This is a genomic window from Streptomyces sp. NPDC006925 (assembly GCF_042869575.1).
In the GTDB taxonomy this organism is placed as follows: domain Bacteria; phylum Actinomycetota; class Actinomycetes; order Streptomycetales; family Streptomycetaceae; genus Streptomyces.
The window spans coordinates 280,112-302,514 of sequence record NZ_JBIAGB010000002.1 but is presented as its reverse complement, the minus strand read 5'-3'; the positions used below and the strand labels follow the sequence as shown (position 1 = coordinate 302,514).

Genomic DNA, 22,403 nt, shown 5'->3' with positions numbered 1-22,403 from the left:
GGCGCCCCGGCGTCTGACACAAGCCGTGAGGGCAGGAGACCGCATACCTGATGACGATGGAACGACCTGGGGAAACCGTGGCCGACGCGGCACCGTCCTCCCAGCAGCGCATCCCCAACCGCCAGCTCGCCGCTCTGATCGCGGAGGCGGGCTTCTCCAACGCGGGCCTGGCCCGGCGGGTGGATCAGCTCGGCCTCGAACACGGCCTCGACCTGCGCTACGACAAGACGTCGGTGACCCGGTGGCTGCGCGGCCAGCAGCCCAGGGGCACCACACCCGCACTGATCGCCGAGGTCTTCACCCGGCGCCTGGGACGGCGGCTGACGGCGCAGGATCTCGGACTCGACGCGTGTGCGCCCGTGTACGCCGGGTTGGAGTTCGCGGCGTCCCCCGCCGAGGCGGTGGACATCGTCAGCGGGCTGTGGCGCAAGGACTCCGGCAGCCACGCGGAGCTGCGGAAGATCGCGTTCACCCCGGCGGGGCTCGTGGTGCCGAGCCGGGACTGGCTGATCGGCAGGGCTGACGAGCGGGTGGCCCGCGGGCCGGAGCCGGAGAGCCCGGGCGGGCCGACGGGACCGGGTGGCGGCGGTGCCGGCGGTTCGGGCGGCCCGCCCGCGGCCGGGGTCGGCGCCGCCGTCGGCGCATCCCGCGGGCAGGGCTCCGGACCCGGGCTCGGCGCCGCGGCTGCCAGGCCGGGCGGCGCGGGTCCCGGTGGCGGGCTGCGGGTTCCGGCCCAGACCCGGGTCGGCGGCGGCATCGGGATGGCGAGCAGAGCCCCGTCGCTGGCGGCCGCCCGGCTGGAACGGGTGGAGCGGGGCCCGGGCCAGCGGGTCTCGGGAGGCGACGTGGCGGCGCTGCGCTCGGTGTGCGAACTCTTCCGGGCCCTGGACCACGCCTACGGCGGCGGGCACGCGCGGCAGGCGCTGGTGCGGTATCTGGAGCACGAGGCGGAGCCGATGCTGCGCGGCGTCTACGGCGAACAGCTCGGCAGACGGCTCTTCGGCGCCGCCGCCGACCTGACCCGGCTGGCGGGCTGGACCTCCTACGACATCGCCGCGCACGGGCTGGCACAGCGCTACTTCGTGCAGGCGCTGCGGCTGACGCAGGCCGCGGGCGACCGCGCGTTCGGCAGCTATGTGCTGGTGACGATGAGCAGGCAGGCCGTCTACCTGGGGCACGGGCGGGAGGCGGTGCAGCTGGCCCGGGTTGCGCAGCAGGGCGTGGGGACCTCGGTACCGCCGGTGGTCCAGGCGCTGCTGCACGCGGCCGAGGCGCGCGGGCACGGGGTGCTGGGCGAGGTGCGAGCCTGCACGGCGTCGCTGGCCCGCGCCGAGCGGGCGCTGGAGGCGGCCCGCCCGAGCGAGGACGTGCCCGGGTGGGCGCGGTTCTTCGACGAGGCGCAGCTCGCCGACGAGTTCGGGCACTGCCATCGCGATCTGCAGCAGTACCGCGCCGCGGCGCAGCACGCGGAGCGGTCGCTCCAGTTGCGCGGCGCCGGGTTCGCCCGCAGCCGGCTGTTCTGCCGGGTGGTGCTGGCCTCGGCGCGACTGGGCCTGGGCGAGATCGAGCAGGCGTGCGGGCTGGCCGCCGAGGCCGCGCACCAGGCCGCGGAGATGCGGTCGGTGCGGGCACACGAATATGTACGGGACTTCGAGCGGCGGCTGGAGCCCTACCGGGACGCGGCGGCGGTGCGACAGTACCGGGAGAAGGTCTCAGCCCTGGTGTGAGGGCCGGAGCCGGAGCGCGGCCGCCACGGGCAGCACGGCGGCCGTCAGGGCGGCGAGGACGCCGAAGGTCGCGGGCAGGCTGAGGGAGAAGGTCTGGGCCACGGCGCCGGTCAGCAGTGCACCGGCACCGTAGGCCGAGTCGAAGGTCATGTTCCAGGCGGCGCTGATCGCTGCGTGGCGCTCGGGTCCGGTCCGGTGGAACATCGCCACGAGTGTGTCGTTCTGCAGCGCACCCATGCCCAGTCCGAACGCGAGGGCTGCCGCAACTGCCGCGACCGTGCCTGCCGCGGCGCCGCCGCCCTCCGGCGCCGCGGGGCCGCCTCCGACGACGGCGAACGCCGCTGTCGCCAGCGCGCACAGGGCCGCGCAGGGTGCCATGAAGCGTCCGGTGCCGCCGCGCCGGTCGCTCCACTCCCCCGCGGCCCAGCGGCCGATGGTCAGCGCGGCGGAGAGCGTGAGCAGCGCGGCCGGTGCCGCCTGGGGCGCGAGCGCGAGCGGGAGGAAGGACATCAGGCTGCCCAGCGCGCACACGGGCGCCAGCAGCAGGAGGACGGGCGCCGCCAGCAGACGTATGGGCAAGCCGCGCATCGGGCCCGGTCCGCTCCCGGTGCCCGGCGCCGAGTCGGTACGGACCACCACCGTGCGGGCGCTGCAGGCTCCCGGTCCTGAGGTGCCCGTCCCCGGAGTACCCGGCCCGGCGGTGCGTGCCCGGAGGCTGAGGCCGCGGGAGGGATCGCGGCCGGCGAGGACCGCGGCGCCGAGCGGGACGCCGAGCATCCCCAGCACGGCGGAGGCCGCGAAGACGGGGACGAAGCCGAACTCCGCCACGGCCCACACCGCTGCGGGGACCAGCGTCGCGGCCGGGAGCCCCACGGCGACGCCGTACCAGCCCAGCGCCCTGCCGCGCTGGCCCGGGCCCGCCAGGCGGGCGGCGAGTGCGCTGCCCGCGACGGTGACCAGACCGAAGCCCGTCCCGCGGAGGGCCGAGACCGCCACCGTCCAGGGGAGCGCTGCGGTGAGCGCGTACCCCAGGCAGGGCAGGCCGATCAGCAGCGCTCCCCCGGCCAGCACCCAGGAGGCCGGTATCCGGCGCAGGATGCGGCCGGTGGTGAGCTGCGTCGCCACCGTTGTCGCCATGTGCACGGCTGTCGTCGCACCCGCTCCGCCGTGTCCGCTTCCGCCGTGCTCGGCCCACAGCGGGACGATCGAGAGCATCGGGGTGGCGCTGCCGAAGACGGCGAAGGTGGCGGCGAGCAGGAGGAGGAAGTCGCGGCTCGCCAGCCCGGGCGCGACGGCGCCCCCGGGCGCGACGGACGTCCCGGACGCGGGACCGGACGGGGCTCCGGCTGCGACCGCGGCCGCAGCGGAGGGACGGTCGGGGGAACTCGGCCGCGTCCGGTGGGGGCGGCGGAAGGGGAGAGTGCTCATGAACGAGTTGTAGAACGCCGGTACTCATCGAGTCCAACGAACGTTCCCGATCAGATGCATCGGCAGTGCCGATGCATGGAGTTAGCCTCGACAGCCATGGAGCTGAAGCATCTGGAGACCTTCCTGGTCGTGGCCCGCCACCTGCACTTCACCCGCGCGGCACGGGAGTTGGGATATGTGCAATCGAGCGTCACGGCACATGTCAAGGCACTGGAGACGGAGTTGGGGGTGGCGCTGTTCGAGCGCCCGGGGCGGCGGGTGACGCTGACCGAATCGGGCCGGGAGCTGTGCGGGCACGCGCGGGTGCTGCTGGGCCGGGCCGAGCAGGCCCGGGACGCCGTACGCGGCGCGGGCGAGGATCCGGACCGGATGCGGGGCACGCTGCGGATGGCGGCGCCGGAGAGCCTGTGCGCGCACCATCTGCCGCCGGTGCTGCGCGCCATGCGCACCCGCTTCCCCCGGCTGCACCTGGCCTTCCGGCCCGCGGGACGCGGTCCCCTGCTGGACGCGCTGGCCGAGGGGACGATCGACGCGGGGTTCCTCCAGGAGGAGGCGGTCACCGCGCCCGGGGTGGTGGCCGAGCGGATGCGGCGCGAGCCCCTCCGGCTGGTGGCCCGGCCGGAGCATCCGCTGGCCGGGAAGCGGCGGGTCGCGACGGAGGAGCTGGCCGGGGAGACGGTACTGCTGCTGGAGCCGGGATGCGTGCAGCGGGTGGTGATGGAGCGCGAACTGAGCCGGGCGGGGCTGTGCCCGCCCACGGTCGAGTTCTTCAGCCTGGAGGCGCTGCGGCGCTGCGCGGCGGCGGGACTGGGAGTGGGGGCCGCGCCGGCCTCCTCGGTGGACGGGGAGATCGCCCGCGGCGAACTGGCTGCCCTGGCCTGGGAGCACCGGCCGGTGCTGGACGTCTTCTTCGTCCGGCATGCCACCCGCTCGGTGCCGCGGGCCGTCCGGGAGCTGGCGGCGTTGGCCCGCGAACTGTGGTCCGGCCCGGAGCCGGCGGCCTGAACGCCGGGGCCGGAGACGGGCCCGCGTCCGGACCCGGAACCGGCCGGGAGTCGCCGGGCTCGGGCCGGTCCGGGAGGCGGCGCGGCCGGCGGACCACGAGGCGCGCGCCCCGGAACCGGGGCGGGAGCAGCGCCGGGCTCAGGCCCGGGGCCGGGCGCCGGGCACCGGGCGGCAGGGGATCTCCAGGGTGACCATGGTGGGGCCGCCGGGCGGGCTGCTGACGGCCACGATGCCGTCGAAGGGGCCCAGTCGGCGCTCGATTCCGGCGATCCCCGACCCCTTCGAGGCGTCGGCGCCGCCCTGTCCGTCGTCGGTGACGGAAATCCGCAGCATGCCGCCCGCTTCGTAGGAGTAGTGGATGTCCAGCCAGATGCGCGCGGCCCGGGCGTGCTTGACCGCGTTGGTGAGGACCTCGCTGACCGCGAAGTACGCCGCCGACTCGACCGGTTCGGCGAACCGGCCGGGCAGCTCGATGTCGGTCTCGACCGGTACCTGCGTCCGCAGCGCGAGGGCTTCGGCCGCGTCGCCCAGCCCCCGTTCGGCGAGCACCGGCGGGTGGATGCCCCGCACCAGGTCGCGCAGTTCGGTCAGCGCCTCCGCCGAGGAGGTCCGGGCCTGGCCGAGGAGCTGCTTGGCCTTCCCTGGGTCCTGCTCGACCAGCGCCTCGATGGTGCCCAGGCTCATGCCCATGGCGACCAGCCGGGCCTGCGCGCCGTCGTGCAGATCCCGCTCGATGCGGCGCAGTTCGGCCGCCGAGGTGTCCACCGCGTCGTGCCGCGTCTCGTACAGCTGCTCGACGCGCTGGGACAGCCGGGCGCCGCGGGTGGGGGCCAGCAGTCCCCCGGCCAGCCGGAAGTGCGCGGTGACCAGGTGCGGATTGACGTACCGGGCCAGCACCAGCAGGGCACTGCCGAGGGCCGCGCACAGCGCCGCGTCGCCGAAGGTCTCCAGGTGGACGAAGCCGTACCAGTAGTCGCCCGCGACGGCCCGCCACACGCCCGCGAACATCACCCAGCCCTCCAGGCCGTAGCCGATCAGCGCGGTCGGCAGCAGCGCGAGGACGAAGCCGGCGACGGCATCGGTGAGCAGCCAGCACAGGTCCCGCCAGGTGGCCGGGTCCTTGAGCATCAGCACGCAGCGCTCGACGTGCCCGGCGAGGCCGTGCGGGCCGGGCGGCAGCGGCCGGTAGGGGCTGGGGATGTCCAGGCCCGCCCACTCCCGGGCGAGCACCCGGCGCTGGTCGGCGTGCACCCGCACGACGTGCAGGAGCCACGGGGTGCTGGCGGCTCCGATGCCGAGCAGCGTCAGCACCAGCGACACCAGCGTCATCACGAACAGGGCCAGGGAGACGCCGAGGGAGAGCGCCATCAGGACGAGGCCGCGCCCGGCCGCCAGCAGCGCCGCGCCCGTCGGGCCGCCCACCCGCCGCCCCGGGGGCGCGGCTCCCGGCCGCCTCTCGTCCGTCCGCCCCGCCGCTTCCCGGGCTTCGGCCGCCCCGCTCACGTCCACCGTCCGACTCCGGTCACCGCTGGTCCCCGCCTTCCTCGCACGTCGCTCAAGCCTCGTACGTCTCGTCCGCCGGGTGCACGCCACCCGCGGAGCGGGCTCGGTTCCGACGTCCGGACACGGGCTCCAGTCTGCGTTGCCGCGGGCCCGCCGGCACGGGCCCGGGCCGCCTTACCGGGGTGCACCTAGCACCACCACCGGGGTCTCCTTCCGGCTCCGCGGTATGGGGGCTCGGCGCTCCGCGGTACGGGGGCTCGGCGGCTGTGGGCGGCCGCCCGGCGTTCCTAGCGTCGTTCCTGCCCGGCGCGGACAGGATCGGCGGCCGCTTCGGGGCCCATCGGCGCAGTATCGACGAGACGGGGAGCACCCATGCGCAGAGCGACCACACCCAGCAGCCCTCCGGGAGGTGCCACCCGGCCGTCCCCGCGGGGAGCGGCCGCGCGGCTCGCGGACTGGAGCGTCCGGCACCGCAGGTCGGCGGTGATCGGCTGGCTGCTCTTCGTCGTACTCGCCACCGCGCTGGGTGGGATGGCCGGGCTGACGGAACCGACCGACAGCGAGCAGTCCGTGCGGGACTCGGCGCGGGCGACCGCCATCCTGGAGGACGCCGGGATCGACGAGCCGCCGGCCGAGTCGGTGATGGTCACCAGCCCGGACAAGGGCGGATGGCGGGCGACCGCGGACGAGGTCGCCCGCGCCGTCCGCGCGACCGGCGAGGTCGAGCACGTCCGCGAGCCCGTACCGTCCGCCGACGACCGCGCGGGCCTGATCGGCTTCCGGATGCGGGACGAGACGGACGGGGCCGACGAGGGGCCGATCGACAAGGTGCTCGGCGCCGTGGACCGGGTCCGCGACGCGCACCGCGGCGACGGCGTCGAGATCCGCCAGTACGGCGAGGCCAGCGCCATGAAGTGGCTGAACGGGATCCTCGGCGACGACTTCGCCAAGGCCGAGTGGACGGCCGTCCCGCTGGCACTGGGCATCCTGCTGGTGGCCTTCGGGGCGCTGGTGGCCGCGCTGCTGCCGGTGGCGCTCGCGCTGACGGCGTTCCTCGCCGCGAACGGCATCCTGGCGCTGGTCTCCGGCGCGCTGCACATCGACGAGACGACCAACTCGGTGATGCTGCTGATGGGCCTCGCGGTCGGGGTCGACTACTGCCTGTTCTACCTGCGGCGGGAGCGGGACGAGCGGGCCGCGGGACGGGATCCGGAAACCGCGCTGCGGATCGCCGCCGCCACCAGCGGCCGCGCCGTGCTGGTGTCGGGCCTGACGGTGATGGTGGCGATGGCGGGCATGTTCTTCTCCGGGCTGCTGCTGTTCAAGGGCTTCGCCGTGGCCACGATCCTGGTCGTCTGCATCGCGATGCTGGGCTCCGTGACGATCCTGCCCGCGCTGCTGTCCTGGCTGGGCGACCGCGTCGAGAAGGGCAAGGTCCCCTTCCTCGGCGGTCGCAGGCGGGACCGGGCGGCCGGGCGGCGCAGGCCGGCGGGCCGGATCTCCGGTGCGCTGCTGCGCCCGGTGCTGGCGGCCCCTGGGGTGTGCGCGGTGCTCGCCGCCGTGGCGATGCTGGCGCTGGCGGCCCCCGCGCTGGGGATGAGGACCGAGCAGCTCCCGCTGGACAAGCAGATGCCGAAGGACGCCGGGCTGCGGATCGACGCGGAGAAGATCGGCGAGCGGTTCCCCGGTGGCCCGGCCCCGGCCCGGGTCGTCCTCAAGGCCGACGACGTGGAGGCGCCGAGGACCCGCGCGGCGCTGGCGGAGTTCACCCGCACGGTGCGCGGTGACAGCGGCCACTTCGGGCGCGGTGTGGAGACGGCGGTGCACGCCGGGCAGGACGTCGCCGTCATCGACGTCCCGCTGGCGGGCGACGGCACCGACGCGACCTCGCTGGCCGCGCTGAAGGTGCTGCGCGAGCACATCGTCCCGGACACGCTGGGCCCGGTCGCCGCCGACGGGCAGGTCTACACGGCCGGGGAGCTGGCCGGCTCGGAGGACTTCAAGGACCAGTTGAAGGACGGCATCGTGCCGGTGCTGGTCTTCATCACCACCGTCACGTTCCTGCTGATGCTGGTCTGCTTCCGCTCGGTGCCCGTCGCGCTCGCCTCCATCGTCCTCAACCTGCTGTCGGTGGGCGCCGCCTACGGGGTGATGACGGCGGTCTTCCAGCACGGCTGGGGGGCCTCGCTGTTCGGCACCGAGGCAGTGGGCGCCATCGAGTCGTGGATGCCGCTGTTCGTGCTGGTCGTCCTCTTCGGCCTGTCGATGGACTACCACGTCTTCGTGGTCTCCCGGATCCGCGAGGCCAGGGACCGGGGCATGAGCACCCGCGATGCCATCGGCGACGGGATCCGGGCCACGGCCTCGGCGGTGACCGGTGCGGCGCTCATCATGGTCGCCGTCTTCGCGGTCTTCGCGACGCTGTCGATGCAGGACATGAAGCAGATGGGCGTGGGGCTCTCGGTGGCCGTGCTGCTGGACGCGACCGTCGTGCGGATGGTGCTGCTGCCGGCGGTGCTGATGCTGCTGGGCGAGCGCAGTTGGTATCTGCCGCGCGCACTGCGCGGGCTGCCGCACCTGGCGCACGGGGACGGCGGGAGCGAGGGGACCGTCGGGCCCGACGGGTTCGACGTCGACGACGGGTTCGGCCCGAACGCGACAGGTGCGGCCGCGGGCGCCGCACCGCGGGACGCCTGGGGCGCCGGACCCGGTGGGCACACCGGGCGCCGCTCCGGCGAGCGGCCTCCCGAGCGCATCGGGTAGCCGGCACGGCCCGGTCGGACGGCGGCGCTCCGCGGATCTCCGCGGGGCGCCGCCGCCGCGCTCAGCGCGCCGCGTGCCGGGGCTGGGGCACCGCGTCGCCGGACGGGGCGTCGCCGCGACCGTAGTGGTGGGTGGTGAACATGTACACCAGCCCGGCGGCGACGACGACTCCGCCGCTGAGCAGCACGATGTAGTTGGAGTACCAGGGCTCCTCGGGGGTGCGGGCCCAGCAGATGTTGACGATGGCGAAGATGCCGTAGGCCAGGGCCGCCCCGTTGACCAGCAGGCCCCAGCGGCCGAGGGTGAACTCGCCGGTGGCGCGCCAGCCCTTCAGCCGGGCCCGCAGCGCGGCGAGGACGACCATCTGGAACGAGCCGTAGATGCCGAGGATCGCGAACGACACGATCTTGGTGAGGGCGTTCTCGGAGACCAGCGAGCCGAAGGCGATCAGTCCGGGGATGACGGCGGCCACCAGCAGCGCCACCTCGGGTACGGCCCGCTTGTGCGAGAAGCGCCGCAGCAGCTTGTGGCCGACGACCATCCGGTCGCGGGCGTAGGAGTAGATGAGGCGGCCCGCGGCGGCCTGCAGGCTGATGGTGCAGGAGAGGAACGAGATGAGGACGACGGCCATCACCAGACGCGCCCCGGCCTCTCCCATGGCGTCGAAGAGGACGTTGACCACCGGGTCGGAGTCCTCGCCGGAGATCACCGCGCCGTAGTCGGTGACGGACAGCAGCAGCGAGCCGCAGGTGAAGGTGGCCGCGGCGCCGCCGACGTAGATGGTGCGGCGCATCGCCTTGGGGATGACCAGGCCCGGGTGGGCGACCTCCTCGGCGGTGTCGCCGCACGCCTCGAACCCGTAGTACTGGTAGAAGCCGATGATGGCGGCGGCCAGGAAGACCGGCGCGTAGGAGCCGTCGCCCTGGGTGCCGTAGGTGTCGAAGATGACGCCGAGGCCGTGTTCGCGGTGGGTGACCAGCAGATAGACGCCGACGATGAGCGCGCCGATCAACTCGGCGCTGAAGCCGATCAGCGCCGCCAGCGACAGCGCCTTGGTGCCCGCGTAGTTGATGAGTGCGGCGACGACGATGAGGACGACGGTGCAGATCACCGTGTTGTGCACGCTGGCGCCGAAGCCGAACAGGATCGCGATGTAGGGGCCGGCGCCGTAGGCCACGCTGGTGATCGTCACCAGCAGCGCCCACATGTAGACCCAGCCGGTCATCCACGCCCAGCGCATCCCCCACAGCCGCCGCGCCCACGGGTAGACGCCGCCCGCGATGGGGAACTGGGCGACGATCTCGCCGAAGACCAGCGACACCAGGAACTGTCCGCAGCCGGCCAGCAGGAACGCCCAGATCATCGGCGGCCCGCCCTCGGCGAGGGCCGAGCCGAAGAGGGTGTAGGTGCTCACCACGGGTGAGAGGTAGGTGAAGCCGAGGGCGAAGTTCGCCCAGGGGCCCATCTCCTTGCGGAACTCCGAGCCGGGGGCTCCGTTCCCACCGTTCCCGCCCGCCGCGGCGGCCGCGGGCTGGGGTGCTCCGCCCATCAGCGCTCGCCCCCCTCGGGCTGCGGGCCGGGCCGTCCGGTGATCAGGTCGGCGGCGCGTTCGGCGACCAGCAGCACCGTCACCATGGGGTTGATGCTGGGCATGGTCGGGAAGACCGAGGCGTCGACCACCCGCACTCCTTCCTGGCCGCGCAGCCGCAGCAGCGGGTCGACGACGGCCGTCGGGTCGTCGGCGGCGCCCATCCGGCAGGTACCGGCCGGGTGGTAGACGGTGTGGGCGACCCGCCGCCCGTACTCCGACAGCTCCGCGTCCGAGGTCACGCCGGGTCCGGGCGCGATCTCGCGCTTGAGCCAGCCGCGCAGCGGTGCGGTGTTCGCCACCTCGCGGGCCAGCCGCAGCCCGTCGACGATGGTCTGCTCGTCGTAGCCCTCGGGGTCGGTGAAGTAGCGGAAGTCCAGCGCGGGGTGGGTCTCCGGATCGGCGCTGCGCAGCCAGAGCCTGCCGACGGAGCGGGCCCGGGGCACGTTCGGCGTCATGCACACGCCGTGCGGAGGGGTCGGATAGCCGAGGCGCTCGGTGTTGACGGTGAAGGGCACCTGGTAGAAGTGCCACATCAGGTCGGGCCGGGGCTGGGCGGTGTCCCGGCGGACGAACAGCCCGGCGTCGGAGTCCATCGCCGAGTTCGGCGGCAGCGGTTCGTGGGTCTCCCAGACGATCACCGATTCGGGGTGGTCGAGCAGGTTCTCGCCCACCCCCGGCAGGTCGGCGCGCACCTCGATGCCGAGCGCCCCCAACTCGTCGGCGGGGCCGATCCCGGAGAGCAGCAGCAGCCGCGGGGTGTCCACGGCCCCGGCGCACAGCAGCAGCTCCCGCTCGGCGCGGACCGTGCCGGTGGTGCCGTCGGCGTTCCGCACCCGGACGCGGGTGAGCCGCCCGGCCTCGTCGGACTCCAGGCGGTAGGCCCACGTCCGCAGCTTCAGCGTGAGGTTGGGCCGCTTGTCCATGATCGGATGGAGGTAGGCGACGGACGCGGAGGAGCGGGTGTTGGTGGCCGGGTCGTAGGCGAGCGAGAAGAATCCGGCGCCGTCCGCGAAGGGGCGGCGGTTGAAGTCCTCGACGACGGGCACGTGCAGCGCCTCGGCGGCGGCGGTCACGAAGTCCCGCGCGATCGGATTGCGGTCCTCCTCGCCGACGGGGACGATGGTGTTCCGCAGCCGTCTGCGGTAGGGCAGCACGGTCATCGGGTCCCAGCCCGCGCAGCCCATCCCCACCCACTCGTCCAGGTCCTGGGGGAAGGGCAGGAAGCTGATCAGCGTGTTGTGCGAGGAGCAGCCGCCCAGCACCTTGGCGCGGGAGTGCACGATGTGCGAGTTCCCGCGCGGCTGTTCGGTGGTGGTGTAGCCGTAGTCGTACTCCGACTCCAGCAGGTTGATCCAGTTGCGCAGCCGCAGCACCCGCTCGTCGCCGACGTCGCTGGGCCCACCCTCGATGACGCACACCCGGCAGTCCGGGTCCTCGCTCAGCCGGGCCGCCAGCACGGAGCCGGCGGTCCCGCCGCCGACGATGACGTAGTCGTAGCCGTGCTCGCCCGTGTCCTGGCCGTTCTGGTCCGTCGCGTTCATGCCGGTCCTCTTCTCCCCGTCGTGTTCCGCAGCTTCGTCAGCCCTTGAACCAGCCGGAGGGGGCCGGTGAGAGGTTCTGGTAGATGTGCTTGGCCTCCTGGTACTCGCGCAGCCCGGTCGGGCCCAGTTCGCGGCCGATGCCCGAGCGGCCGAAGCCGCCCCACTCGGCCTGCGGCACGTAGGGGTGGAAGTCGTTGATCCAGACGGTGCCGTGCCGCAGCCGGTTGGCGACCCGCTGGGCGCGGCTCGCGTCGCTCGTCCACACCCCGCCGGCCAGCCCGTAGCGGGTGTCGTTGGCCAGTTCGACCGCCTCGTCCTCGGTGCGGAACCGCTCGACGGTGACGACCGGGCCGAACACCTCCTCCTGGACGATGCGCATCGAGCGGTCGCAGTCGGCGTAGACGGTCGGCAGCAGGAAGTAGCCGTCGGCCAGTTCGGGGTCGTCGGGCCGCCGCCCGCCGGTGACCAGCCGGGCGCCCTCCTCGCGGGCGATCTCCAGGTAGCGCTCCACCTTCGCGCGGTGCTCCGCCGAACTGAGCGGGCCCGACTCGGTCATCGGCTCCAGGCCGCTGCCCAGCCGGATGGCGCTCGCCCGCGCGCCCAGGGCCGCCACGAACTCGTCGTGGATCTCCTCCTGCACCAGCAGCCGCGACCCGGCCGAGCAGACCTGCCCCGAGTGCAGGAAGGCGGCGTCCAGCGCGTAGTCGACGGCGGCGGCGAAGTCCGCGTCGGCGAAGACCACGTTGGGGTTCTTGCCGCCGAGTTCCAGCGCGAGGTTCTTCACGCCGGGCGCGACACTCTCCATGATCTTCTGTCCGGTCGCCAGCCCGCCGGTGAAGGAGACCAGGTCCACCTCGGGGTGGGTGGTCATGGCCGCGCCGACCGTCGTACCGGAGCCCAGCACCAGGTTGGCGACCCCGGGCGGCGCTCCGGCCTCCGCGATCAGCCGGATCATGGCGAGGGTGGACAGCGGTGTCGTCTCGCTGGGTTTGAGCACGAAGGTGTTGCCCGCGGCCAGCGCGGGGGCGACCTTCCAGGACGCCTGGAGCAGCGGATAGTTCCACGGCGCGATCAGGGCGCAGACGCCGACCGGCTGGTGCACGACGCGGCTGAGCACGTCGGGCCCGACGTCGACCACGCGGCCACCGTCCTTGCCGGCGAGTTCCGCGAAGTAGCGGAAGGCGCCCGCCACGTCCTCGATGTCGACCCGGGCCTCGGTGAGGGTCTTGCCGGTGTCGAGGGTCTCGGTGCGGGCGATCTCCTCCTGGTCGCGCAGCAGCAGTTCGTGCACCCGGTAGAGCACGTCGGCGCGGACCCGGGTGGGCGCCGCCGACCAGTCGGCCCGCTCGAAGGCGCGTTTGGCGGCGCGTACGGCCAGGTCGACGTCCGTCGCGTCGGCCTCGTCGACGGTGGCGAGCACGGAGGCGTCGAACGGATTGATCACATCCCGCCGCCCGCCCGCGGTGGCCTGCCGCCACTCCCCGTCGATGAACAGCTCAGCCATCGCCCGTCTCCCTCGCTCGCACCCGACCGGCGTCACGATCGCGCCGTGCGGCACCGCTGGCTACGGGACGCACCGGGCGGCGGCGCCTCCGCGGCGATAATCGGCACCGATGGGGCAATCCGCGCCGCTCCCGAGCCGCCTGCGCGGAGCTCGGCACAGGGGCGCGGGTGCCGTCCGGGTACGCCGGTCCCGAGCCGCCTTCGCACCGGTCCGCGGCGGGCCCGGGACGCGGGGGACGTGGGACGCCGCGGACGCGGGACGCCGCGGGCGTACCGCCCGTACGCTGCTCGGTATGAAGTTCGGACTGCTGGGCACCGGGCCCTGGGCGGAACGCACGCACGGCCCCGCGCTCGCCGCGCACGAGGAAGTGGAACTGGTCGGCGTCTGGGGGCGCCGCGCCGAGCCGACCCGGGCCCTGGCCGAACGCCTCGCGACCCGGCCGTTCGAGGACGTGGACGCGCTGCTCGGGGCGTGCGACGCGGTGGCCGTGGCCCTCCCGCCGGACGTGCAGGCACCGCTGGCGCGCCGCGCGGCCGACGCGGGATGTCATCTGCTGCTCGACAAACCCGTCGCCACCGCGCCCGAGGGTGCGCGCGGCGTCGCCGAGGCGGTGGAGCGGGCCGGGGTGGGGTGCGTCGTCTTCTTCACGCTGCACTTCAGCGAACCGACCGGTGGCTGGCTGCGCGAACAGGCGGCGCACGGGGCCGCCGTACCGCCGCAGGCCCCCGGCGCCGGGGCGCGGTCATCGGCCGGGAACGGCTGGCTGCTCGGGCGCGCCGACTGGCTCTCCCCCGTCTTCGGCGGCGCCGACTCGCCGTACACCGCCTCCCCTTGGCGGCGCGAGAAGGGCGCGCTGTGGGACGTGGGGCCGCACGCCCTGTCCGTGCTGCTGCCGCTGCTGGGACCGGTCGCCGAGGTGACGGCGGCACCCGGCGGTTTCGGCGACACCGTGCACCTCGCCCTGCGGCACGACTCCGGGGCCTCCAGCAGCTGCACGCTGAGCCACTCCGTGCCGCCCGCCGCCGCCGGCGTCACGGCCGAGGTGCGGGGCGCCGCCGGCGTGGCGGAGCTGCCCGTGCGGGAGGAGGCCCCGGCCGCCGCCTTCGGCCGCGCCGTGGACGCCCTGCTGCGGGAGGTCCGCACCGGCGAGGCGCACCTGTGCGGGGCGCGCTTCGCCGAGACGGTCACCGCGCTGCTGCACTCGGCTCAGCAGCAGTTGCCGACCCGGTGAGCCCGGACGGCTTCCGGCCCGTCGGGTCCTTCCGGCCCGTCCGGTCCGGCAGCAGCGCGAGGGCGAACGCGCACAGCAGCAGGGCCGCTGCCGCCACCGGTACGTAGCGGACCCCGGCCGCGCCGATCACCGCTCCGCCGAGGGCCCCGGCCACGCCCGTGCCCAGATAGAGGCCGGAGATGTTCAGCGCCAGTGCCGTCATCCCGGCCTCCGGACCGGCAGCAGCCAGGACGCTGCCCTGCACCGGGGGGTTGAGACCCCAGGCGAAGACCGCCCAGCAGCCCACCACCAGGGCGAGCACGGCCGCGCCGACCCCGCCCGCGAAGACCGCCACCGCCGCGGCGCCGAGGGTCAACGCGTGCCCGCCGAGCACCAGGAGCAGCCCGCGGCGGGGTCCCCAGGCGTCCGTGGCCCGGCCCGCGAGCAGCGCCCCGGCGAGCCCCGCCGCACCGACGAGCAGCAACAGGAGGGACAGCAGCCCGTAGGAGCCGGTGGCGACCTCGGCCGTGTAGCTGCCCAGATAGGTGTAGAACATCAGTCCGCCGCTCGCGGCGAGGAACGTCACGGCGACCACGCGCAGTACGGCCGCCTGCCGCAGCGGTGCGAGCCGGCGGCGCAGCGGGGCGGGTGCCGCGCCCGGCACGGCCGGTGCCGTGGCCAGTACGCCGAGGGCTGCGACGGCGCCCACGGCGGCGATCAGCCAGAAGGTGGCGCGCCAGCCGAACGCACCGCCGAGCCAGGAGCCGACGGGGACGCCGGTGAACAGCGCCGTCGTCATACCGGCGGTGACGTAGCCCAGGTAGCGGCCCTGCGCACCCGGGGGCGCCCCGGCGGCCGCGGTGGCGAACGCGGCGGCGGTGACGACGGCGGCGCACAGTGCCGCGGCCACCCGGGCCGCCAGCAGCCACCAGTAGCCCGGCGCGAGCGCCGCCACGATGTTGGCGGCGACGAAGAGCGCGAGCCCGGCCGCCGTCACCGTACGGCGCGCGAAACGCTCGCACAGCACGGCCAGCGTGGGGGCGCCGAGCGCGTAGACGACGGCGAAGACGGTCACCAGCTGACCGGCCGCCGGGACGCCGACGTCCAGGTCGTCGGCGATCCGGGGCAGCAGTCCGGCGATGATGAACTCGTCGGTGGCGGTGGCCACCAGGGTGAGGAAGAGGAGGTGCAGCCAGTTCGGCAGCCGGCCGACGGCCGCGGTCGGGGTACTCATGCGGCGCACGGTAGGTGGTGACACCGGTGTCACCCGCAAGCCGGAGACACCGCTCAGGGGACGGAGCCCGGCCCGGAACGGACCGGACCCAGGACGGACCGGACCGAGCACGGGCCGGCCCGGGGCGTGGACCCGGGAACGGGGCAGGGCACCCGTCCGGGCGGGGACCGGGTCCCGCGCACGGACGGCCGGTGGTCAGGCGTCGGGCTCCCGGGCGGCGCCGCGGCGGAGGAGTTCGGCCAGCGCTGTACCGGGCTCGTCGGCGCGGAGCTGGGCGATCCGGTGCACCAGCCGGGCCCGGTACCGGTCGAGTTCGGCCGCCTTCTCCTCCAGCGCGGCCAGCCGCCGCTCGTACATCTCCAGCGTCTCCGCGGGGCTGGCCCGGCAGGTGAGGAACGCCTCGGTCTTCATGTCCAGGCAGGGCGCGACCTGGCGGATGTCCTCGGTACCGAGGCCCGCGGCGAGCAGTTCCCGCACGTTGCGCACCCGGTTGACCGCACTGTCCTCATAGGTCCGCCAGCCCTTGGCCGAGCGCCGGGAGGCGAGCAGTCCCTGCTGCTCGTAGTAGCGCAGGGAGCGCTTGCTCACGCCCGTCCGCTCGGCCAGTTCCCCGATCAGCATGGAAGTCGCCATGCCCGGTCCAACGCGGCGGCGGGCGGCGGGCTTCCCGCCCGACGCCGCGCCCCGCGCCCGGGTCACCGGGACCGGGGGCGTCGGCCCGTCAGGACGGTGGCGGACAGTTCGGGGTCGGTGCTGACGGCGGTCTCCAATCCGGCGTCGGCCAGGATGCGGGCGGCCGCGGCGGCCTGCCGGGAGCTGGTCTCGGTGAGCAGGGTGCCGCCCGGGGCGAGCCAGTCGGGCGCGGCCGCGGCGACCCGTCGCAGCAGGGCCAGGCCGTCGGGTCCGCCGTCCAGCGCGGGCCGCGGTTCGTGGTCGCGGGCCTCGGGCGGCAGGAAGGGTATGTCCGCGGTGGGGACGTAGGGCACGTTGGCCGTCAGCACGTCGATCCGGCCCCGCAGCCGGTCGGGCAGCGCGGCGAACAGGTCGCCCCGGTGGACGTGGTCGCCGGGCACCGGGAGGTTGCGCCGGGCGCACCGTACGGCGGCGAGGTCGAGGTCGGCGGCGTGCAGTTCGCCGCGTCCGCCGAGGGCGGCGAGCAGTGCCGCACCGACGGCGCCCGTGCCGCAGCACAGGTCCACGAGGACGGGGGCGCCGGTGCCGGGCGCGCCGGCGGCGGCGCACCGCACCAGGAACTCGGTGCGGCGGCGGGGGACGAAGACGCCCGGGTCGACGGCGATCCGCAGGCCCGCGAACTCTGCCCAGCCCAGTACGTGTTCGAGGGGGTGCCCGGCGATCCGGCGGGCGGTCATCCGGGTCAGTTCGGCCGCGTCGCGCGCGGTCTCGGACAGCAGTCGTGCTTCGTCCTCGGCGAAGACGCAGCCGGCAGCGCGCAGCTGCCGGGTGAGTTCGGCCTGCGGGGTGGTGTGGTGCATGGAAGCCCTTCCAGTACTGGAGCGCTCCCGTCGCCCGCGGCGGTCTCCGCTATTCGGTGCGGGGCCGTCCGCCGTGAGGCGAGAGCGCGTGGTCTGCCGGAGCGGAAATGCCTCTCACCTCCCTCTGTCACCGCGTCGAACATCCGTTGCCGGTCGGCCGCACCTTATCCCGAGCGCGGGACCGGTGCACCCGTGGGGCCGCGCCCGGCGGGCCGGCGGCGGGCCCGCCGGGCGGAGTGCCGGCTCGGGGAGCGCACGCGCCGGTCCGGGGAGACCTCCGGTGGTCACGCCAACGCCCCATGGACAAGCGGAAGTTGAGCGGATGGGATGGGCCCCTCCACCGGCGCCGGGCGGCGTGCGCCGGTCGGTGGTCCGGTGCCGAGACGAACGGGAGAAGAGGACATGCTCATCACAACCAGCAAGCGCACTCCGGGAAACCGCCAGGACCGGCGCACCCTCCCCGGCACCGGCAGGACCGCCCGCACACTGTGCGCCTCCGTGCTCGGGCTGGGCCTGGCGATGGCGGGTACGACCGCGCACGCGGCCCAGGACGCGAGCAGCGGCGGCGGCTCCGGGGCCGGCACGACGATCATCGGCGGCGGGGAGTCGACCGAGGAGTACTCCTTCGTCGTCTCCCTGCAGAAGCAGCGGGGCGACGACCCCGACGGCCACTACTGCGGCGGGACGCTGGTCGCGGCCGACTGGGTGCTGACGGCGGCGCACTGCGTCACCACGACGGACGGGGTGAACGACCCGGAGGCGTACCACGTGCGGGTCGGCTCCCTGGACCGCACCGAGGGCGGCGAGGTGGCCGGGGTGGCGGAGTTCGTCGTGCACCCGGGCTACACGGCGTACGAGGACGAGGGGAGCGCCCACGACCTGGCGCTCATCAAGCTCTCCTCCGCGGTCTCGAAGACGCCGGCCCCGCTGGCGGCCCGCACCCCCGCCGCCGGGGACAGCATCAAGGCGACCGGATGGGGCTACACGAAGGCGACCGGCAACGACCCCTCGCAACTGCCCGTCGAGCACCGCGAGGTCGACCTGCCGGTGCTCGCTCCCGACAGGCCCGAGTGCGTCTCCGGAGCGGCGGACGGAGACGCCTGGGGCATCCGCGAAGGCGACTTCTGCACCGGCAACCCGGACGGCCGTGCCGGTACCTGCGGAGGCGACTCGGGCGCGGCGGCGCTGACGCGGGCGCACGGCCGCTGGCTGCTGTCCGGCGTCACCAGCCGGGCGGTGGGCGACTGCGGGACGACACCGGACATCTACCCGAGCGTCGCCGAGCACCGTGACTGGATACACGACGTCGTGGGCTGATCCGCGACGTCGCGTCCGGGTGGGAGGGACCCGGCGGTGCCGGCACTGCCCACGACGTCTCCGATGCCCCGCGGGGAGGGGCGGCCCGGTAGATTCAGAGCGCCCTGCGGCCATCCGGCCCAACCTGTCGTGTATTTGGAGTTCTCCGTGCGTGTCGTGATCGCCGAAGACCTGTTCCTGCTCCGGGACGGGCTCGTACGGATGCTGGAGGCGTTCGACTTCGAGATCGCCGCGGCGGTGGACAACGGGCCGGAGCTGAGCCGGGCGCTGCGGGAGCAGGAGCCGGACGTCGCGGTGGTGGACGTCCGGCTGCCGCCCTCCTTCAGCGACGAGGGGCTGCAGTGCGCGCTGGAGGCCCGCCGCAGGCGGCCGGGGCTCCCGGTGCTGGTGCTCTCGCAGCACGTCGAGCAGCTGTACGCGCGCGAGCTGCTGGCGGACGGCAACGGCGGGGTGGGATACCTGCTCAAGGACCGGGTGTTCGACGCGGACCAGTTCGTGGACGCCGTCCGCCGGGTCTCCGCGGGCGGTACCGCGATGGATCCGCAGGTCATCCAGCAATTGCTGTCGCGGCGTGCGCAGGATGCGCCGCTGGGGAACCTGACGGCGCGGGAGAAGGAGGTGATGGAGCTGATGGCGCAGGGCAGGTCGAACGCGGCCATCGCGGCGCAGCTCTTCGTCACCGAGCGGGCGGTCGCGAAACACACCTCCAACATCTTCGGAAAGCTGGGGCTGCCGCCCTCGGACGACGACAACAGGCGGGTACTCGCCGTGCTCGCCTACCTCGACCGGGGCTGACCGCTTCGTTACCGTGCCTCCCCGTACGTGTCTTTGGTCACATACGGCAGGACATCCGCCACTGGAGGCGCCCCCCATGTACGAGCCGATCAATGAGCGTGAAAGATACGACAATAACGACCAGTCCGGTCATACCGGTAATCGGTCCGTGCCCCCGGCCCGCTCCGCTCCCGGCAGACGCGCCGTCCTGGGCAGCACCGGAGCGCTCGGCGCGGGTCTCGCGCTGGGCAGCGGGTATGTCCCCGCCATGGCAGCGGACCGGACCGGCACACCGCGCGAAGCGTCCCCCACCGACGCCGCGCAGGCAGCGCTGCGGCGGCTGCTCCCCCGGCACGCCGACCAGATCACGCTCCAGCAGATCGGCGGCCCGGAGCGCTTCAAGGTCACCGGCGGCGCGGGCCGGATCCGGGTGGCGGGTACCGGCCCCGTGGCCCTGCTCACCGGCGTGCACTGGTACCTCAAGTACAGCTGCGACGCGCACCTCTCCTGGGCGGGCAGCCGGCTCGACCTCCCCGAAACCCTGCCCGCGCCCCGCGCGCAGCACGCCCGGCGCGCCACCGTGCCCAACCGCTTCGCGCTCAACGACACCCACGACGGGTACACAGCCCCGTACGCCGACTGGACGCACTGGGAGCGCTTCCTGGACATCCTGGCGCTGCACGGCTTCAACGAGGTCCTGGTCACCGCGGGCCAGGAGGCTGTCTACCACCGGACGCTCCAGGACTTCGGCTACAGCGACCGGGAGGCCCGCTCCTGGATCCCGGCGCCCACCCACCAGCCGTGGTGGCTGCTGCAGAACATGGCCGAGTACGGCGGCCCGATCAGCACCGAGCTGCTGGAGCGGCGCACCGCCCTGGGCAAGCGCATCGTGGAGCGGATGCGCGAGCTGGGCATGAAGCCGGTGCTGCCCGGCTACTTCGGCACCGTCCCCGGCGACTTCGCCAAGCGCAACAAGGGCGGCCGCACCGTCCCGCAGGGCAAGTGGGCCGGGCTGGACCGGCCGCCGTGGCTGGACCCGCGCACGGCGGTCTTCCGCAAGGTGGCGGCCGCCTTCTACCGCCACCAGAAGGAACTGTTCGGCGACGTCGACCACTTCAAGATGGACCTGCTGCACGAGGGCGGCGACCCCGGCGACGTGCCGGTCCCGCAGGCGGCGCGGGCCGTGGAGAAGGCGCTGCACACCGCACGGCCGGGCGCCACCTGGGTGATTCTGGGCTGGCAGGAGAACCCGCGCCGCGACCTGCTCGACGGGCTCGCCGCCAAGGACAGCATGCTGATCGTCGACGGCCTCTCCGACCTGGACAGGGTCACCGACCGGGAGCAGGACTGGGGCGGGGTGCCGTACGCGTTCGGCACCATCCCCAACTTCGGCGGCCGCACCACCATGGGCGCCAAGACCCACATGTGGACCGAGCGCTTCACCGCGTGGCGCGACAAGTCGGGCAGCAAGCTGGCCGGCACCTGCTACATGCCCGAGGCCACCCACCGCGATCCGGCGGCGCTGGAGCTGTTCGGCGAGCTGGCCTGGCGGGAGGAGGCCGTGGACCGGGGCGGCTGGTTCGACGACTGGGCGAGAATCCGGTACGGCGGCGCGGACGGCAAGGCGAAGGAGGCCATGACGGCGCTGCGGGAGACGGCGTACCGGATCAGCAGCAAGGACGGACGGCCGCACGACAGCATCTTCGCCGCCCGCCCCAGCCTCTCGGCCCGCTCCGGCGCCTATTACGCCACCCACACCCCCGCCTTCGACCTGCCCGCTTTCGACGCCGCGTTCGACGCGCTGCTGGGCGTCGACAAGGCGCTGCGGGACAGCGACGCCTACCGCTACGACCTCACCGACATCGGCCGCCAGGCGCTGGCCAACCGGTCCTGGTCGCTGATCGGGCAGCTCCAGGACGCCTACAAGCGCAAGGACGCGGCCACCTTCAAGAAGCTGGCGGCGCTGTGGCTGAAGCTGATGGAGCTGGCCGACGACATGTCCGGCGGCCACCGCGCGTTCCTGCTGGGCCCCTGGCTGGCGGCGGCCCGCGGCTCCGCCGCCTCCGCGCAGGAGCGGGCCGACCTGGAGCGCACGGCCCGGGTGCTGGTCACCACCTGGGCGGACCGCCCGACGGCGGACGGCGGCCATCTGGCCAACTACGCCAACCGCGACTGGCAGGGTCTGATCCGGGACTTCCACCTCCCGCAGTGGCGAGCGTTCCTCGACGATCTGCAGGACGCGCTCGACCAGGGGCGCGCACCGAAGAAGTTCGACTGGTACGCCCGCGAGGAGCCCTGGACCCGGAAGACCGACGAGTACCCCAGCAGGCCACTCACCGACCCGTACGCCACCGCCACCCGGGTCCGCGACGTGCTGGCCAAGGCCCCCTACCAGGGCTCGCTGAAGGTCGCCGCCGAGCCGCGCGCGGTCGCGCCGGGCGAGGCGAGCACCGTGCGCGCCGTCTTCCGGAACGAGAACGGGCTGAGCCCCACCGGCGCCGTCGACCTCGGGCTGCGCGGGCTGGACGGCGCCCGGGCGCAGGACCCGACCTCGCACCGGGCCGTCAGCCCCGGCGGTACGGCCACCGTGCGCTGGCGCTTCACCGCGCCCGCCGGACGGCAGACCGAACCGCTGGAGCCGCTGGAGTACACGGTGGAGGCCGAGAACGGCCCCGCGGGCCAGGAACGGGTCACCCTCGGCCGGGCCGGCCGGATCTACCGCGCGGGCCCGCTCCCCGGCGGAGTGCGGACCGCCACGACCAACGAGGCCGTCTTCGGGCACCTGGACGGGCGCTGGGCCGTCGACGGCGCCGGGGCCGACCTGTGGCGGTCCACCGCCGAGTTCGGCACCGTCTACCGGCCGCAGGCGCTGCGCGACGGCGGCACCGTGACGCTGAAGGTCGTCTCCCAGGAGGACAGCGGCCCGTGGGCGCGTGCGGGCATCGTGGTCCGCAACAGCCTCGCCGAGCCGGACGCGGCGGGCTTCGTGAACCTGGCGGTGACCCCGGCCCACGGCGTCGTACTGTCCTACGACAGCGACGGCGACGGCACCCTGGACACCTACCGGGCCGTCTCCGGCATCAGGACTCCGGTGCTGCTGCGGCTCTCCCGATCCGGCTCCTCCTACAAGGGAGAGCTCTCGACCGACGGCGGGAAGAGGTGGCGTACCGTCTCAACCGTCGAGGTCCCCGGCGCGTCCGGCAGACAGGACGCCGGGCTTTTCATGTCCGCGACCAACGGCGGCAGTGGTGACCGCGCGCTGGTGGAGTTCGCGGACTGGCGGACCGGGTAGCACGGCAGGGCGGGCGGAGAA

At 74.4% G+C, this 22,403-nt stretch carries 15 protein-coding genes; 7 read left to right on the top strand and 8 right to left on the bottom strand.

The genetic code is table 11. From position 1 onward, the window contains the following. Positions 1 to 50: 50 nt before the first annotated feature. Positions 51 to 1,727 (top strand): regulator, encoded by a 1,677-nt coding sequence (locus ACFYNS_RS04015; RefSeq protein WP_388600628.1) that lies wholly within the window; start codon positions 51 to 53, stop codon positions 1,725 to 1,727. Here the strand turns inward: ACFYNS_RS04015 and ACFYNS_RS04010 are convergent. After that, positions 1,713 to 3,155: an MFS transporter gene (locus ACFYNS_RS04010; protein ID WP_388600625.1), complete on the bottom strand. Its 1,443-nt coding sequence runs from the start codon at positions 3,153 to 3,155 to the stop codon at positions 1,713 to 1,715. The two genes, ACFYNS_RS04015 and ACFYNS_RS04010, sit on opposite strands and share 15 nt — an antisense overlap. Before the next feature lie 96 nt (positions 3,156 to 3,251). Here ACFYNS_RS04010 and ACFYNS_RS04005 point away from each other — a divergent pair, with 96 nt between their 5' ends. Then, positions 3,252 to 4,160 (top strand): LysR family transcriptional regulator, encoded by a 909-nt coding sequence (locus ACFYNS_RS04005; protein WP_360295271.1) that lies wholly within the window; start codon positions 3,252 to 3,254, stop codon positions 4,158 to 4,160. Between the two features lie 138 nt (positions 4,161 to 4,298). Here ACFYNS_RS04005 and ACFYNS_RS04000 read toward each other — a convergent pair whose 3' ends face one another. Further along, entirely contained in the window at positions 4,299 to 5,669 is a 1,371-nt protein-coding gene (locus ACFYNS_RS04000) for a sensor histidine kinase (protein ID WP_388600623.1), read from the bottom strand. A gap of 366 nt (positions 5,670 to 6,035) precedes the next feature. Here ACFYNS_RS04000 and ACFYNS_RS03995 point away from each other — a divergent pair, with 366 nt between their 5' ends. Beyond that, positions 6,036 to 8,426 carry an MMPL family transporter gene (locus ACFYNS_RS03995; RefSeq protein ID WP_388600621.1) on the top strand — a complete coding sequence of 797 codons (2,391 nt, stop codon included), beginning with the start codon at positions 6,036 to 6,038 and terminating at the stop codon, positions 8,424 to 8,426. Between the two features lie 61 nt (positions 8,427 to 8,487). Here ACFYNS_RS03995 and ACFYNS_RS03990 read toward each other — a convergent pair whose 3' ends face one another. From ACFYNS_RS03990 to ACFYNS_RS03980, 3 genes are read right to left on the bottom strand one after another with little or no spacing between them, the layout of a single operon-like run. Next, entirely contained in the window at positions 8,488 to 9,975 is a 1,488-nt protein-coding gene (locus ACFYNS_RS03990) for an APC family permease (protein WP_360303850.1), read from the bottom strand. Next, positions 9,975 to 11,558 (bottom strand): GMC family oxidoreductase, encoded by a 1,584-nt coding sequence (locus tag ACFYNS_RS03985; protein WP_388600617.1) that lies wholly within the window; start codon positions 11,556 to 11,558, stop codon positions 9,975 to 9,977. Before ACFYNS_RS03985 ends, ACFYNS_RS03990 begins: the two co-directional genes overlap by 1 nt. Positions 11,559 to 11,595: 37 nt before the next feature. After that, positions 11,596 to 13,062, bottom strand: coding sequence for an aldehyde dehydrogenase family protein (locus ACFYNS_RS03980; protein WP_360303559.1), 1,467 nt, complete (start codon positions 13,060 to 13,062; stop codon positions 11,596 to 11,598). A gap of 292 nt (positions 13,063 to 13,354) precedes the next feature. Here ACFYNS_RS03980 and ACFYNS_RS03975 point away from each other — a divergent pair, with 292 nt between their 5' ends. Further along, positions 13,355 to 14,293: a Gfo/Idh/MocA family protein gene (locus ACFYNS_RS03975; RefSeq protein WP_388600615.1), complete on the top strand. Its 939-nt coding sequence runs from the start codon at positions 13,355 to 13,357 to the stop codon at positions 14,291 to 14,293. Here the strand turns inward: ACFYNS_RS03975 and ACFYNS_RS03970 are convergent. The 3 genes from ACFYNS_RS03970 to ACFYNS_RS03960 all read right to left on the bottom strand — a co-directional run bounded on the left by ACFYNS_RS03970 (position 14,247) and on the right by ACFYNS_RS03960 (position 16,999). Next, on the bottom strand, positions 14,247 to 15,506 hold the full coding sequence (locus tag ACFYNS_RS03970; protein ID WP_388600611.1) for an MFS transporter: 1,260 nt from the start codon (positions 15,504 to 15,506) through the stop codon (positions 14,247 to 14,249). The genes ACFYNS_RS03975 and ACFYNS_RS03970 overlap by 47 nt on opposite strands. 195 nt (positions 15,507 to 15,701) lie before the next feature. Beyond that, positions 15,702 to 16,139 carry a MerR family transcriptional regulator gene (locus ACFYNS_RS03965; RefSeq protein ID WP_074998410.1) on the bottom strand — a complete coding sequence of 146 codons (438 nt, stop codon included), beginning with the start codon at positions 16,137 to 16,139 and terminating at the stop codon, positions 15,702 to 15,704. 62 nt (positions 16,140 to 16,201) lie between these two features. Next, on the bottom strand, positions 16,202 to 16,999 hold the full coding sequence (locus tag ACFYNS_RS03960; protein WP_360301754.1) for a putative protein N(5)-glutamine methyltransferase: 798 nt from the start codon (positions 16,997 to 16,999) through the stop codon (positions 16,202 to 16,204). A gap of 402 nt (positions 17,000 to 17,401) precedes the next feature. Here ACFYNS_RS03960 and ACFYNS_RS03955 point away from each other — a divergent pair, with 402 nt between their 5' ends. The 3 genes from ACFYNS_RS03955 (at position 17,402) to ACFYNS_RS03945 (ending at position 22,382) form a co-directional block, all read left to right on the top strand. Then, positions 17,402 to 18,316, top strand: coding sequence for a S1 family peptidase (locus ACFYNS_RS03955; RefSeq protein WP_388600607.1), 915 nt, complete (start codon positions 17,402 to 17,404; stop codon positions 18,314 to 18,316). Positions 18,317 to 18,463: 147 nt separating this feature from the next. Continuing rightward, positions 18,464 to 19,111, top strand: coding sequence for a response regulator transcription factor (locus tag ACFYNS_RS03950; protein ID WP_360301748.1), 648 nt, complete (start codon positions 18,464 to 18,466; stop codon positions 19,109 to 19,111). Positions 19,112 to 19,259: 148 nt separating this feature from the next. Then, the gene (locus ACFYNS_RS03945; RefSeq protein WP_388600605.1) at positions 19,260 to 22,382 is read left to right on the top strand and encodes an alpha-N-acetylglucosaminidase TIM-barrel domain-containing protein; all 3,123 of its coding nucleotides are present in this window, start codon (positions 19,260 to 19,262) and stop codon (positions 22,380 to 22,382) included. Positions 22,383 to 22,403: the final 21 nt, after the last annotated feature.